Genomic DNA, 14,596 nt, shown 5'->3' on the forward strand with positions numbered 1-14,596 from the left:
TGGTTTCTGTCCGGAAAACGGGGCTTTTTCACGGCCAGACCCTCAGCTATCAGTCATCGTAGGTAGCGATGACAACTCTCTGGGGGTCCTGGTGTTCGCAAGACTCGCGCACGTGGTCACGCGCCGTCCCAAACAGCTCTTGCTGGTCGCTCTGCTGGTCGTGGCCGCCGCGGCCGTGGTCGGCGTCGGGGCGTTCGGGAAGTTGTTGACCGGGGGCTTTGCCGATCCGCAGTCGGAGTCCATCCGGGCGGAGCATGCAGTTGACGCACATTTCGGCGGTCACCCCAACCTGGTGCTCCTCGTCACGGCCCGGTCGGGGACGGTCGACGATCCAGCTGTCGTGGCCGGTGGCAGGGACGTCGTCCGTCGGCTCGCCGCCGAACCGGGGGTGGATCGGGTGATCTCGTACTGGGACGGAGGTGGTGCTCGGTTGCGTTCCACCGACGGCCGCCGCGCCCTTGTCGTGGCCCGGGTACCCGATAAGGACCGAGCCAAGAAACTGGTGACCGGCTACGAGAAGGTCGCGGACGACGGTGGTCCCGTCACCGTGACGCCAGGCGGCGGAGCGACCATCAACAAGGACGTCAACAGTCAGGTCAGCAAGGACCTTGCCGTGGCCGAGTCGATAGCCATTCCGATCACAATGGTGCTGCTGGTCCTCGCCTTCGGCAGTGCCGTTGCCGCCCTGCTGCCGCTGGTCGTCGGCGTGGCCGGCATCTTCGGCGGGCTGGCCATCCTTTCCGTTCTCGGCAGCCTCACCGACGTCTCGATCTTTGCGGTCAACCTCACCACCGCGCTCGGGCTGGGTCTGGGTATCGACTACACCCTGCTGATGGTGAGCAGGTTCCGTGAGGAGCTCGCGGCGGGGTCGGATCGCGCCGACGCGGTCGCGACCACCATGCGCACGGCCGGCCGCACCATCCTGTTCAGCGGCGCCACCGTTGCGGTGGTGCTCGCGGTGATGCTGGTGTTCCCGCCCTTCTTCCTGAAGTCGATGGCCTACGCCGGCATCGCGGTCACGGTCTTCTCGGTTCTCAGCGCGCTTCTGGCCGTACCCGCGGTGCTCATGCTGCTCGGCCCGCGGGTCAACGCGCTCACGGTCGGCCGGGCGCGGTCGCGCTCAGGGCAGGTGGCCGAATCGGGCGCCTGGCGCGCCATCGCGTCCGCGGTCATGCGTCGGCCGGTACTCACCGGCGTGCCTGCCATCGCCCTGCTGCTGGCGCTCGGGATCCCCTTCCTGCATGTCTCCTTCAGCACCCCGGATGACCGCGTGCTGCGGAACACCGCCGCCAGCCGCCAGGTCGGCGACATCATCCGGGCCGACTTCTCCTCGAACGTCCCCGCGGCCACGACCGTCGTCGTGCAGGGCACGGCGCCCGTGGACGGCCCGGCGTTCGCGGCCGGGCTGGCCACGTACGCGGGTGAGCTTTCGACCGTGGCGAACGTGGCCGGCGTGAACAGCGCCGCAGGCACCTTTGCCGCCGGCCGCCAGACGGCGCCCGCCGGCCCGGCTGACGCCCGGTTCACCGCCGGTACCGTCACCTACCTTGAGGTGGTTCCCTCGGTCGACCTCGCATCCGGTGCGGGTCAGGACCTTGTCAAGGCAGTGCGTGCACGGCCCGCGCCGGCGGGAACATCCGTACTCGTCGGCGGGCCGTCGGCCGCCCTGGTCGATGGAAAGCACACCATCGCCGCCCGGTTGCCGCTGGCCATCGGGTTGATCTCGCTTGCCACGTTCGTGCTCCTCTTCCTGTTCACCGGTAGTGTCGTATTGCCGATCAAGGCGTTGATACTCAGTGCGCTGTCGCTGACCGCCGTGCTCGGAGCCGCCGTCTGGATTTTCCAGGACGGGCACCTTTCCGGCGTGCTCGGCTTTCTTCCGGGGCCGCTGGACACGTCCATGCCGGTGCTGCTGTTCTGCATCGCCTTCGGTCTGTCCATGGACTACGAGGTGTTCCTGCTTTCACGGATCAAGGAGGAGCACGACCGGGGCGTCGACAACGCCGAGGCAGTCGCGGCCGGCCTTGCCCGCACCGGACGGATTGTGACCACTGCTGCGGCTTTGCTCGCGGTGACTTTTGTGGCGTTTGTGACGTCGTCGGTTACCTTCCTGCAGATGTTCGGCCTCGGCACCGCGCTGGCGATCGTCCTGGACGCCACCCTGATCCGGGGCGTGCTGGTCCCGGCGTTCATGCGGTTGGCCGGCAAGGCCAACTGGTGGGCGCCCCGGCCCCTGCGGGCACTGCATTCCCGGATCGGCCTGGCCGAGGCTGCGCCGTCGCGGCCGACACCGACCGAGCCCGCGGCATCGTAGAAACCGTCTGCCGGGAATAGTGGTACCGGAAGAACATGGCTGTGGCAGCCCGGTGTGCTCCCGGTGAAACGGGCGAACGGGCGGACCACCAGCGGAACGAATAATAGGCAGAATAGTGAAATGAACAGCCTGGACGTACCAGGAAGACCTTTTGCCGCGCTCTTCCTCGGCGTTTGCGGTGCACGTCCACGATGGTGGGAGAATTCTGTCGAGACACCACTGTGGGTCTTGTCACGACCACGTATGGGGCTCTAATCTCGATCCATCCGAGTTCGTCTGGACTGTAACTGTGGGCGGGTGGAAACGATGCGGATGATGGCGTTCCGGTCTGGAGGTCTTGATGGCGATCGTGCGCAGTACCTCGACCGATAATGCCTCGACCGGTAACGCCGCCACCGACGTGGTGGCACGGGCGCTGCAGGGCGCACCTGCGCTGCGGGGCGTGGAATTCAGCTGCGAGGCGAGCACCGAATTAGATCTTGCCGCGGTGGTGGCCGATGACGCGGCGGCGCGGCTCGCGGCATCGGTCGCCGATGGGTCGGCTGCCCCGGTTCGCTACTACAGCCTGGGGATCCTCTCCGACCAGGCCGACCTCGCCCAGCACGCGCAGGACCTGCTCGGCGGCCGGGGGCTGCGACTGACCCTGCATCCGATGGATCTCGATCTCGCAGGTACGGACCCGCTGGACATTTCCGTCCTGAGGGCTGTGCGCGACCGCGCTGCGGAGCTGGACGTTGCCTGGGTGACCACGGACCTGGCGATGTGGGTGCGCGGCGGTGAAGCATTGATCAATAACCTGGTGCCGATGCCGCTGGTACCCGAGGCCGTCGACTGGTGTGTGCCGCGGATCTGCCGGGCTCAGGATGTGATCGACCGGCCGATCGTGATCGGGAACGCTCCCTACCCGTTCATCGTGGGCAACGCCGACGTCCTCCCGCTGATGGCCGAGATCGTCGAGCGGACCGGCGCTCTGGCCACGATCGACGTCGGTCACCTCTACGGGCTGCGCCGCCAGCAGGGCCGGCCGCTCGAACAGCCGGGGGATGACAGCTTCTGCTGGGACCACGTGGTGGAGGTCCACCTTGCCGGCCTGGTCGAACGGGTACTGCCAGGTGGGGAGCGGGTCTTCGAGGACTTCCACACCGTCACGGTTTCGTCGGGGGTGTGGGAGTTGGCCGCACGGCTGGTGCCACGGGCGAGGAATCTGCGCGCGCTCATGGCCGAGTGCGAGTTGATGCCCCGGGCAGAGCTGGTGCACACGATCTGCCGACTGGCGTCGGCCTTACCCCGGTGGCTGCCCGGGGAGGATCCCCCGCAGGAGCGGTGCTCCGACGATGCCACCTGCGGAGCCGGCTGACGTGATGCCGGTCGATTACCCCAGGTTGATGGAGGCTACGTGGGCTGCGCTGTACGCTCCGGCGCAACGGCACCGGGCAATCCTCGCGGCGCTACCCGCGGAGGAATCGGAACTGCTCGGCGAGTGTGTCCGCACCGGCGGGTTCCACCGGGATGCGTGCCGTCGGCGCGGACGGATCGGCCCCGACCTGCTTGACGCCTTCCCGGTGACCTTCGTCGCCTTTTATGCGACCGAGGGCACGCCCGGGATGGCGGCCTTCCTGGACAGCGAGCAGTGGCGCCGACGGGGGTCGCTGCCGGGAAGCTTCTTCCCCGCGCCGGAGCTGTCCGTGCTCGCCTTCGCCGCCTACCTGCGCGACACCTGGATGCACGGCGACAGGGAGGAATGGGTGCGTGAAGCGTTCCGTTTCGAACTGGCCCTGCACCGTCTCGGTACCGAGCGAGTCGGGGTCGACCGCGGCCCCGGCACCATGCGGCTGGCCGCCGGAGCCTGGGTCGGTGAGTGCATGTTCGACCATGACAACGCCGTCGACCAGCTGCGGCGGCGCTGTGCCGAGGTGCCCTGGAACGAAGCGGTCACGCTGCTCACCCCGCACCCGATCCAGGCCGCCGCCATCACCTGGTACGTCGGAGACGAGGGTCGGCGGATCTACGTCCGCGGCGAGGACGTCACAGCACTGCGCTGGTCGTGGGATGCCACCGCCGAGGTCCCCGCGGACGCCGACCAGCTGCGGGTGGTCATCAACGCGGCCAGGGCCGGGGTCCTGCTGTAGATGAGGGCCGTTGCCCATCCGGTGGACGTGGTTGGTTGGATCGCGATCGCCTACCGTTGTGGCGAGGTGATCGCGAAGCCGGATCCCGGGGCGAAGGTTGTGACGGTCGGTGGGATGGCCTTGAGCTGGTCGATCGTCGCGCATGCCGGGCACTGCGCATAGCCGGCCTGGCGTTCCCGGTTGGCTTCGGCGTCCGCGCGGGCCTGTGCGACTCGCGCCTGCGTCGATGATAGTCGAAAACGTCCGGTTCGTACCAGTGGTTCTCAGGTGAGCGCGGCGAGGGCCTTGGCGAGGTCGTCGACGAGGTCCTCAACGGATTCGATGCCGACCGAGAGGCGGACCAGATCGGCGGGTACCTCCAGGGGCGAGCCTGCCGCCGAAGCGTGCGTCATCCGGCCCGGATGCTCGATCAGCGACTCGACGCCGCCGAGAGACTCGGCAAGGGTGAACACCCGCGTCCGCCGGCAGACCTCGACCGCAGCCTCCTCGCCGCCGCGCAGGGTGAACGAGACCATCCCGCCGAAGTCGCGCATCTGCCGGGCCGCCACCGGGTGCCCGCGATCATCGGGCAGGCCCGGGTAGTACACCGTGGCCACAGCCGGATGTGCAGCCAACAGCGCGGCGATGCGGCGGGCGTTCGCACAGTGGCGGTCCATCCGAACCGCGAGGGTCTTCGCCCCGCGTAGCACCAGCCAGGCGTCGAACGGCCCGGCGACCGCCCCAGTGGCGTTCTGGATGAACCGCAGCCGCTCACCCAACGCCGGATCGGCGACGACCACGGCCCCACCGACCACGTCGCTGTGGCCGCCCAGGTACTTCGTGGTCGAGTGGACCGACATGTCGGCGCCGAGCGCCAGCGGCCGCTGCAGATACGGGGTGGCGAACGTGTTGTCGACCGCGAGCAGGCCACCGATCGAGTGGATCAGTTCCGCGAGCACCGCGATGTCGGATACGCCGAGCAACGGGTTCGTCGGCGTCTCGCACCACAGCAGCCGCGTCCGACCCGGGCGCAGCGCCGCCGCCACCGCGCTCGGGTCGTCAAGCGGCACGGGGGTGTACTCGACGCCCCACTGCGCGAATACGCTCGCGAACAACCGGTAGGTACCGCCATAGGCGTCCGATGGGATCACCGCGTGGTCGCCCGGCCGGCAGACGGTACGGAGTAGCGCGTCCGTTGCAGCCATCCCCGAGGCGAACGCGAGGCCCACCGGGCCGCCCTCCAACGCGGCCAGGCAGGTCTCCAGCGCCGTGCGGGTCGGGTTCGCCGACCGGGCGTACTCGTAGTCCCCGCGCGGGACACCGACCGCATCCTGCGCAAACGTCGAAGACGGGTGGATGGGGACGACCACCGCGCCGGTGGTCGCGTCGGGATCCTGCCCCGCGTGGATCGCGACCGTCTCGAACCCCGCGCCGGTCCAGTCACCCGGGGTCTGGTCCGCCACGGCGTCCGGGTGGTCTGGGCGGTTCACCCGGTCGCCAGGAAGCTGAGCAGGTCGGACCGGGTGAGGATGCCGACCGGGTTACCGTCTTCGAGAACGAGCGCGGCGGCGGCGGCGCCCAGGACGGCGACCAGTACCGACAGCGGTTCGCCGGCACCGACCGTGGGCAGCGGAGGCGACATGTGGGTGGCGACGGGCGCCTCGACGGCGGAGCGGTCGGCGAACACGGCGTCGAGCAGCTCCCGTTCGATGACGGCACCGGCCACCTCGGCGGAGCGCAACGGTGGCTCTTGTCGCACCACCGGCATCTGGGACACGTTGTACTCACGCAGGTAGGAGATGGCCGCGCCCACGGTCTCGTCGGGGTGCACATGTACCAGCTCAGGCGGTCCGCCGGCGTCGGAGGCCTTGCGGGCCAGTACCTCGGCGACGGTCGGCTCGTCCGACGGCCGGTCGAGGAAGCCGTAGTCGTACATCCACTCGTCGTTGAAGATTTTCGACAGGTAGCCGCGGCCGGAGTCCGGCAGCAGCACCACCACGCAGCCGTCCGAGTCCAGCTCCCGAGCGACCCGCAGCGCCGCGACGACCGCGAGCCCGCACGAGCCGCCGACCAGGATGCCTTCGCGACGGGCCAGTTCTCTGGTCATCAGGAACGAGTCGCGGTCACTGACCGCCTCCACCCGGTCGACCACCGTCTTGTCGTAGGTCGTCGGCCAGATGTCCTCACCGACTCCTTCGACCAGGTAGGGTCGGCCGCTGCCGCCGGAGTACACCGATCCTTCCGGGTCCGCGCCCACCACCGCCACCCGCCCGGCGCTGGCCTCCTTGAGGTACCGGCCGGTTCCGCTGATCGTCCCACCGGTGCCGATTCCGGCGACGAAGTGAGTGATACGTCCGTCCGTTGCCGCCCAGATCTCCGGGCCGGTGGTGGCGCGGTGCGCGGCCGGGTTGTGGGGATTGGAGTACTGGTCCGGGCTCCAGGCGCCGGGCGTCTGCGCGACCACCCGGCGCGCGACCGAGTAGTACGAGCGGGGGTCGTCCGGGGCGACCGCGGTCGGGCAGACCAGGACCTGGGCTCCGTAGGCCCGCAGCACCGCCTGCTTCTCTTCGCTGATCTTGTCGGGCATGGTGAACACGCAGCGGTAGCCACGGGTGGCGGCGATGATGGCCAGGCCGACCCCGGTGTTTCCGCTGGTCGGTTCGACGATCGTCCCACCCGCCCGGAGCTGTCCCGATTTCTCCGCGGCAGCCACCATGGCCACTGCGATCCGGTCCTTCACGGAGCCACCCGGGTTCAGATACTCCAGCTTGCCCAGTACGGGCGCCGCGATGCCCGCGGTGACCGCGTTCAGCCGGACCAGCGGGGTATCGCCGACCGCCGCGGCAAGGTTGTCGTGGAAACGCATTCTCCGCCCTCACCGTGGTCACAACTCGACGGGTAGGTCGAACCAGAGGTATTTACCCGAGTCGACCGCCACCGCTCCCCAACTGCCCGCGAGAGCGTCCAGGACGAGTAGACCACGCCCACCCTCACTGCCGAGGTCCACCTGTTGACGGTGGGGCAATGCGACGGATGTGTCCGACACGGAGGCGTGCACAAGGCCGGGCCGCAATTCGATCAGCAGCCAGACGGGTGGCTCGCCGTACTTCACCGCATTCGTGACCAGCTCGCTGACCAGGAGCTCCGCCGTGCCCACTGCGTCCTCGGTCAGGTTCGTCGCGGTGAGCTGCTCTCGCAGCACACGGCGCGCCTGCGGAACGGCGCTGGATACATGTGGAAGCTCGACCAGCACATGCGTGGCCGAGGGCCGAAAGGACGACGCGTGGGCCACCATGTCCGCTTACACCCCGTTTGTGTTCATAGATCGTCAGATCTGAGCGGTGCCATCCCTACACGTCTACCCACAGGCGGGCCATTCCAAGCGCTACCGGGCCTTTTGTGGTCTACCAGTGGATGACGGTTGGTCATGTATGACGCAGCGTAGCTAGATATTCGGTGCTCGTCACGAACCCACGCCGAGTGTTCGGCCGCCTGTCTTTTCTGGGTCACCGATCGTTCGCTGATCGTCATTTCGGGATGCGGGCTACGACAACCGCAACATCGTCTCGCAGGCGCCCCCCCGCGAACCGATCGGCGGACGCCCGCACCCGGTCCGCGATTCCCTGGGCGGACATGCCCGCGCAGCCACGCACGGCCGCCAGCAGCCGCTCGTCGCCGAACAGCTCCCGACCGCGGCGGGCCTCGACCACGCCATCGGTGTAGAGGATCAGCGCGTCCCCGGCCGTGAGCGTCACCGGTACCTCGGGGAAGGCGACGTCGTCGTCGTCGAGTACTCCGAGCAGCGTTCCCGGCTCCGCGACGAACGTGGCCGTTCCGTTCGCGCGTACGACGATGGGCAGCGGATGCCCGGCCATGCAGATCGAGATCATCCGCTGCGTCACCGCGGCGGGGTCCGGCCCGGCGGACACCAGCACGTCCGGTGGGCGCAGCTCTGCCACCGCAAGCGTGCAGAAACGCCCCTGACCTGCCGAGTTGGGATGACCCGCGTCCCGCAACGCACGGTTGAGATCCATCATGATGTCGGGCAGGTTGTTACGTTGGCCCGCCAACAGGCGTAGCACGGCTCGCACGACCCCGGTCACGTTCGCGGCCTCCGCACCTTTGCCGCAGACGTCGCCGATGATGATCGTCCATCCGCCGTCCGGGTTCGGGACGAGGTCGAAGAAGTCACCGCCGACCTCCAACCCGGCGCGGGCCGCGCGATAGGAGGAGCCGAGCTCGATCCCGTCGATGGTGGGTAGCTCCGGTGGCAGCAGCCCGGCCTGCAGCGCGCCGGCCACCTCCACCTGCTGGCGGAACATGCGGGCATTGTCGACGGCGAACGCCGCGCGGCGGGCGAGATCTGCGAGCAGCTCGATCTCGTCGGCCTGGAAGCTGTTGCCCACGGCCCGGCCGAGAGCCACAACGCCCAGCACCCGACGACGGGCTCGCATCGTCGCGATCACCGTGGGTGAGCCGTTGATCGTGGCGATGCGCACGGTGTCGGCGAGCGCCGCCTGCACATGGGGGGCCAGCGGTCCGACCGGGTCGCCGGCCCAGTCCGACAGGTCTGCCGCCTCGGCTTCGTCGACGTGTCCGACGGCGGCGAGCTTCATCGCGCCGTCCTCCCGCAGCAGATAGACCGCACACCACCGCGCCAGCCGCGGTACCGGTAGGCGGGCGAGCAGGGCCAGGCTGCGTTCGGTGTCGAGACTTCCTGCCAGCAGGTCCGACGCCTCGGCAAGGAAGGAGAGCATGCCGATGCGTCGTTCCTCGGCCCGCCGCAGGTTGGCGCCGCCGAGCGTCAACGCCATCCAGCGGGTGACCACGGCGATCCGCTCCTCGAGCGCTCCGGGCACAGGGCCCTGGGGCGGGCCCTGGAGCGGGAGCGGGAGCGGTGACCAGAGCAGGAGTTCCCCGACGATTCCATCCCGAGATTCGAGCGGGATCCGGCGGGCGTCCCGCTCCGCGCCGGTCGCGCCGAAGACGGCCACCACCTCCGCGGGCGCGTTCTTGGCCCGGCCGGGCCTGCGTACCAGACCGGCGCCGGACGTCGGTAGGGCGTCCACGAGCTGGGCCAGCAGTTCACCGACCTCGTCCTCGGCCGACAGCGCGGTGGCGAGACCGGGAGCCAGCAGCCGCACCGGCCGCAGGATGTCCACCGCCATCGGTTGCGGTGGCCCGACGGGTGCCCTGCCGTGATCTTCGTGGGGAACGTGGCCGGGAACGTGGCCGGGGACGGGGGTATCCAGCCGGAACCACACTTTTTTTCCGGTGCGGTCGTGTTCGGTTCCCCATGCCGTGGCGAGCGCGTCCACCAGTGCAAGGCCGCGACCGTTCTCACGGAGCCCTTCGATCGTCCTGACCCGGCCGCTGTCTGGCCGGCGGCTGTCTGGCTGGCCGGACCCGTCCTGGGTGCCGCCGTCCTGAGCGCCCCCGACGGCATGGTCGGACGCTGCCAGCCGGTCGGGGTCGTCGGTGCTCGGCGCGGCACCCAACGTGGTGGGATTGCGGTCGCTGACCGAGATCGCCAGTCCGGCGGCGTCGTGGCGGAGGTCGACTGTCGCGTCGGTGCCGGCGTGCACGACGACGTTGGTCACGAGTTCGGTCACCAGCAGCAGAACGGTGTCGACCAGATCGGGGTCGACCCGGCCGCGCAGTGCGGCCACGATGAACCGCCGGGCCGACCGCGGTGAGTCGGTGACCGGTGGAAGTGTGAGGGTGCGGCGGAGTCCCTCATCTCCGAGCACGGGAAGCATGCCGGTCAGTGTCTCCTGTGTTGTCCAGCTCTGGGGGATTGGCTGCGCCGCAGGCCCCGGGACCCCGGGGGCACCCCGGTCGGTTAGTCGGGTGTCGGGCATGTACCCGGGGATCCGCCGATATCCGCCCAGCGGGCTCTGGCGGATACTGGCGGCGAGTACCACCCGATACCTCATGAACGGTTGCCGACCCGTTCGGTGTGGTCGACCAGACGCGAGTGATTCCCGCGGACGCGGGTTTGGAGGGCTTCATCATGACGATGGTGTCGGAAACCGCGCCCGTGGACGACCAGCTCATCAATGATCTGCTTGGTGCTCTCACCGCGTTGTGTCACGGTGACTTCTCGGTTCGGCTGGGAGAACGCGGCGGCCGCGGCGCACTGCTGGCAGCGCGTTTCGACGAGCTGGCCGGCGTCCAACAGCGACACTCCCTCGAACTGGAGCGGGTGAGCAAGGTGATCCGGCGGGACGGCCGGTTGACCGAGCGGATGGCCGATCTCGGGTTCGAAGGCGGCTGGGCGATGTCGAACCAGGCGGTCAACTCGCTCATCGACGACCTTGCGCGGCCGACTCACGAGGTCGCGCGGGTCATCGCCGCGGTCGCAGAGGGTGATCTTTCGCAGCATATGGCGCTGGAGATCGCCGGCCAGCCGGTACGGGGCGAGTTCCTGCGGATCGGCACGACGGTGAACACCATGGTGGACCAGCTCTCGTCATTCGCAGACGAGGTCACCCGGGTCGCCCGCGAGGTCGGCACCGAGGGCAATCTCGGTGGGCAGGCGCGGGTCAAAGGCGTGTCCGGGGTCTGGCGGGATCTCACCGAGTCGGTGAACTCGATGGCGGGAAACCTGACCAGCCAGGTCCGCAACATCGCCCAGGTGACCACGGCGGTGGCGCAGGGCGATCTGTCCCAGAAGATCACCGTGGACGCCCAGGGCGAGATCTACGAGCTGAAGTCGACCGTGAACACGATGGTCGACCAGCTCTCGGCGTTCGCCGACGAGGTCACGCGGGTGGCCAAGGAGGTCGGCACCGAGGGCAAGCTCGGCGGTCAGGCCCAGGTCAAGGGCGTGTCCGGAGTGTGGCGGGACCTCACCGACTCGGTGAACGTCATGGCCGGCAACCTCACCACCCAGGTCCGCAGTATCGCCGAGGTGTCGGCGGCGGTGGCTCGCGGTGATCTCACGAGGCAGATCACCGTGGACGCCCGCGGCGAGGTCGCCGGTCTTGCGCACACCATCAACACGATGGTCGACCAGCTGTCGTCGTTCGCGGCCGAGGTGACCCGGGTGGCCTGGGAGGTGGGTACCGAGGGGAATCTGGGTGGTCAGGCTCATGTGCGCGGTGTGTCCGGGGTGTGGCGGGATCTCACCGAGTCGGTGAACTCGATGGCGGGTAACCTCACCGCGCAGGTTCGCAACATCGCCCAAGTGGCGACGGCGGTGGTCCGCGGCGACCTGTCACAGACGATCACGGTGTCGGCGCAGGGCGAGATCGCCGAGCTGAAGGACACCGTGAACATGATGGTCGATCAGCTCTCGTCGTTCGCCGATGAGGTGACCCGGGTGGCCCGGGAGGTGGGTACCGAGGGCAATCTGGGTGGTCAGGCTCATGTGCGCGGTGTGTCCGGGGTGTGGCGGGATCTCACCGAATCGGTGAACTCGATGGCGGGTAACCTCACCGCGCAGGTTCGCAACATCGCCCTGGTGACTACCGCGGTGGCACGCGGCGACCTCTCGCAGAAGATCACGGTGTCGGCGCAGGGTGAGATCGCCGAGCTGAAGGACACCGTGAACACGATGGTCGATCAGCTCTCGTCGTTCGCCGACGAGGTGACCCGGGTGGCCAAGGAAGTCGGTATCGAGGGCAAGCTCGGCAGTCAGGCAACGGTCGACGGGGTCGACGGCACCTGGAAGGCGCTCACCGACAACGTCAACCAGCTCGCGTCCACGCTGACCACACAGCTGCGGGCGATTGCCGAGGTGTCGACCGCGGTTACCCGCGGTGACCTCACCCGCTCCATCACGGTGGAGGCCGAGGGTGAGGTGGCCGAGCTCAAGGACAATATCAACCAGATGATCGCCAACCTGCGGGAGACGACCGACAAGAACGCCCAGCAGGACTGGCTGAAGTCGAACATCGCCCGCATCGGCGGCAAGATGCAGGGTCAGCGTGACCTGTACGCGGTCTGCCAGATGATCATCAGCGAGATGACACCGGCGGTCGGCGCCCAGCTCGGCACGGTCTACCTGCTTGACTTCATCGAAGGTGACAAGCTGCGTCACGTCGCGGGCTACGGCTCGGCGCCGCGCAAACGGTCCGACGGTACGTTCCTGTTCGGTGAGGGCCTCATCGGCCAGTCCGCGGCGGAGAAGAAGCGCATCCGGGTGGAGGAGGTCCCCGCCGGCTACCTGCGCATCCGCAGCGGCCTCGGGGAGGCGCCGCCCAGTGATCTCGTCGTGACTCCGGTGATCTTCGAGGATCAGGTGCTCGGCGTCATCGAACTCGCGTCCTTCAGCAGCTTCTCCGAGCTGCATCTGCACTTGGTCGACCAGCTGGTCGGCACGATCGGTGTCGTCCTGAACACGATCATGGCGAACGCGCGGACAGAGGAGCTGCTGGCCCAGTCCCAGCGGCTCACCCAGGAACTGCGCTCGCAGTCGGTCGAACTCCAGCGCACCAACAACGAGCTGGAGGAGAAGGCCGCGCTGCTGGAGGAGAAGAACGGCGAAATCGAGATGGCCCGGATCGGCCTGGAGGAGAAGGCCGAGCAGCTCGCGCAGTCGTCCCAGTACAAGACGGAGTTCCTGGCGAACATGAGCCACGAGCTGCGGACACCGCTCAACAGTCTGCTGCTGCTGGCGAAGCTGCTGGCCGACAATCCCGAGGCGAACCTCACCGCCAAGCAGATCGATTTCGCCGAGACGATCCACTCGGCCGGCTCGGAACTGCTCGGGCTCATCAACGACATTCTCGATCTCTCGAAGGTCGAGGCCGGCAAGATGGCAGTAGAGGCTGCAAGTGTTCGCACAACTACCCTCTGCGATGCGGTCGCCCAGGTATTCGGTCCGATGGCCGAGGAAAAGGGCCTCTCCTTCGAGGTGACGGTCGCCGGCGACGTCCCCGAGGAGTTCGTCACCGACGAGCAGCGCATCCAGCAGGTACTGAAGAACCTGCTGTCCAACGCGGTGAAGTTCACCGACGCCGGCGAGGTGCGGCTGGATGTGACGGTCGCAGCGACCGACGTCGCGTTCACCACGCCGACCCTGTCGGCCGCACCGGTGGTGTTCGCGTTCAGCGTGTCCGATACCGGCATCGGGGTGGCCGCCGACAAACTTCTTATGATCTTTGAAGCGTTTCAACAGGCGGACGGGACGACGTCACGGCGTTACGGCGGCACCGGGCTCGGGTTGTCCATCAGCAAGGAGCTCGCGCGGCTGCTCGGCGGGTCCATCGGCGTCGCGAGCACGGTCGGCTTGGGCAGTACGTTCACGCTCTATGTCCCGTCGGTGATGCCGTCGGAGGTCCTTCCGTCGGCCAGCCCCGGGGACAGCGACGAGATCATCATGCTCCCCGAAACCGGCGGGGCGATGGCGCGCCGGCGGCTGGCCGCCACGCCCGGGACATCGGCTGTGGCCCTCGCCTCCGGACCACGCCCGGCGGCCGGGGGCGCCGGCCCGGCGCGGGCACTTGCATCGGCGGGACTCCAACCACCGGGCGCGCGGGCGCGTCGGTCGTTTCGCGCCGACGCGGACTCCGACGTACCGGATATGCCGTTCCTCACCGAACTGCCCGCTGATCTGGGCGGCCCGGCGGTGACGACAGGCCTCGACGAGTCCGACCCGCTGGTCGGATCGAGCGTGCTCGTCGTGGACGACGACGTCCGCAATGTCTTTGCGCTGACAAGCGCCCTGGAGATGCGCGGAATGCGGGTGCTGTACGCGGACAACGGCCACACCGCGATCCGGTTGCTCCAGCAGGAGGGTCTGTCGATCGACCTCGTTCTGATGGACGTGATGCTGCCGGGGCTGGACGGGAACGAGACCACCTCGGCGATCCGGCAGATGCCCGCGTTCGCCGCCCTTCCTATCGTGGTGCTTACCGCCAAGGCGATGCCGGGAGATCGGGAGAAGAGCTTCGAGGCCGGTGCGACCGACTACATCACCAAGCCAGTTGATCTTGATCATCTGCTCGACACCATGCGGTCTCATCTGTAGCGCCGCCCGGGGTGGGTCCGACCCGGGCAGGGCAGGGATGAAAGGCTCGGTTCACCTGCAGACCTCCGCGTCCCGCGCGGATCTCGTCGCCGTTGGCCAGGCTCGGTGATACTTCCACTGGGCCGGGCCACGGGCCACGGGCCACGGGCCACGCGGAAGCCGGCGGAAGCCGGCGGAAGTCATTTGTACGGTTGAGCT

At 68.4% G+C, this 14,596-nt stretch carries 9 protein-coding genes; 5 read left to right on the forward strand and 4 right to left on the reverse strand.

From position 1 onward, the window contains the following. The first annotated feature begins 91 nt into the window (after positions 1-91). The 4 genes from U9978_RS06325 (at position 92) to U9978_RS06340 (ending at position 4,605) form a co-directional block, all read left to right on the forward strand. Entirely contained in the window at positions 92-2,314 is a 2,223-nt protein-coding gene (locus tag U9978_RS06325; protein ID WP_322760105.1) for an MMPL family transporter, read from the forward strand. A gap of 340 nt (positions 2,315-2,654) precedes the next feature. Next, a complete protein-coding gene (locus U9978_RS06330) occupies positions 2,655-3,671 on the forward strand; it encodes a DUF692 family multinuclear iron-containing protein (RefSeq protein WP_322760106.1) in 1,017 nt (338 codons plus the stop codon). Between the two features lie 28 nt (positions 3,672-3,699). Then, the gene (locus tag U9978_RS06335) at positions 3,700-4,443 is read left to right on the forward strand and encodes a hypothetical protein (RefSeq protein ID WP_322760107.1); all 744 of its coding nucleotides are present in this window, start codon (positions 3,700-3,702) and stop codon (positions 4,441-4,443) included. After that, positions 4,444-4,605 (forward strand): hypothetical protein, encoded by a 162-nt coding sequence (locus U9978_RS06340; protein WP_322760108.1) that lies wholly within the window; start codon positions 4,444-4,446, stop codon positions 4,603-4,605. It begins immediately after the preceding gene. A gap of 101 nt (positions 4,606-4,706) precedes the next feature. On the opposite strand, the gene U9978_RS06345 is transcribed toward U9978_RS06340, so the two are convergent. The 4 genes from U9978_RS06345 to U9978_RS06360 form a co-directional block, all read right to left on the reverse strand. Continuing rightward, positions 4,707-5,885: a cystathionine gamma-synthase gene (locus U9978_RS06345; RefSeq protein WP_322760181.1), complete on the reverse strand. Its 1,179-nt coding sequence runs from the start codon at positions 5,883-5,885 to the stop codon at positions 4,707-4,709. 23 nt (positions 5,886-5,908) lie between these two features. Then, entirely contained in the window at positions 5,909-7,288 is a 1,380-nt protein-coding gene (locus tag U9978_RS06350) for a cystathionine beta-synthase (protein ID WP_322760109.1), read from the reverse strand. Positions 7,289-7,306: 18 nt separating this feature from the next. Then, entirely contained in the window at positions 7,307-7,717 is a 411-nt protein-coding gene (locus U9978_RS06355) for an ATP-binding protein (RefSeq protein ID WP_322760110.1), read from the reverse strand. Positions 7,718-7,949: 232 nt separating this feature from the next. Beyond that, complete coding sequence (locus U9978_RS06360) at positions 7,950-10,181, reverse strand: SpoIIE family protein phosphatase (protein ID WP_322760111.1); 2,232 nt, start codon at positions 10,179-10,181, stop codon at positions 7,950-7,952. Positions 10,182-10,435: 254 nt separating this feature from the next. Here U9978_RS06360 and U9978_RS06365 point away from each other — a divergent pair, with 254 nt between their 5' ends. Further along, a complete protein-coding gene (locus tag U9978_RS06365; protein WP_322760112.1) occupies positions 10,436-14,398 on the forward strand; it encodes a HAMP domain-containing protein in 3,963 nt (1,320 codons plus the stop codon). Positions 14,399-14,596: the final 198 nt, after the last annotated feature.

The organism is Protofrankia sp. Cr2 (genome assembly GCF_963555885.1).
Taxonomy (GTDB): domain Bacteria; phylum Actinomycetota; class Actinomycetes; order Frankiales; family Frankiaceae; genus Protofrankia.

Excerpts from the sequence above, each read along its gene's own strand:
- U9978_RS06330 (WP_322760106.1), top strand. The coding sequence starts at position 2,655 with ATGGCGATCGTGCGCAGTACCTCGACCGATAATGCCTCGACCGGTAAC.
- U9978_RS06335 (WP_322760107.1), top strand. The coding sequence starts at position 3,700 with ATGGAGGCTACGTGGGCTGCGCTGTACGCTCCGGCGCAACGGCACCGG.
- U9978_RS06340 (WP_322760108.1), top strand. The coding sequence starts at position 4,444 with ATGAGGGCCGTTGCCCATCCGGTGGACGTGGTTGGTTGGATCGCGATC.
- U9978_RS06350 (WP_322760109.1), bottom strand. The coding sequence starts at position 7,288 with ATGCGTTTCCACGACAACCTTGCCGCGGCGGTCGGCGATACCCCGCTG.
- U9978_RS06355 (WP_322760110.1), bottom strand. The coding sequence starts at position 7,717 with ATGGTGGCCCACGCGTCGTCCTTTCGGCCCTCGGCCACGCATGTGCTG.
- U9978_RS06360 (WP_322760111.1), bottom strand. The coding sequence starts at position 10,181 with ATGCTTCCCGTGCTCGGAGATGAGGGACTCCGCCGCACCCTCACACTT.
- U9978_RS06365 (WP_322760112.1), top strand. The coding sequence starts at position 10,436 with ATGACGATGGTGTCGGAAACCGCGCCCGTGGACGACCAGCTCATCAAT.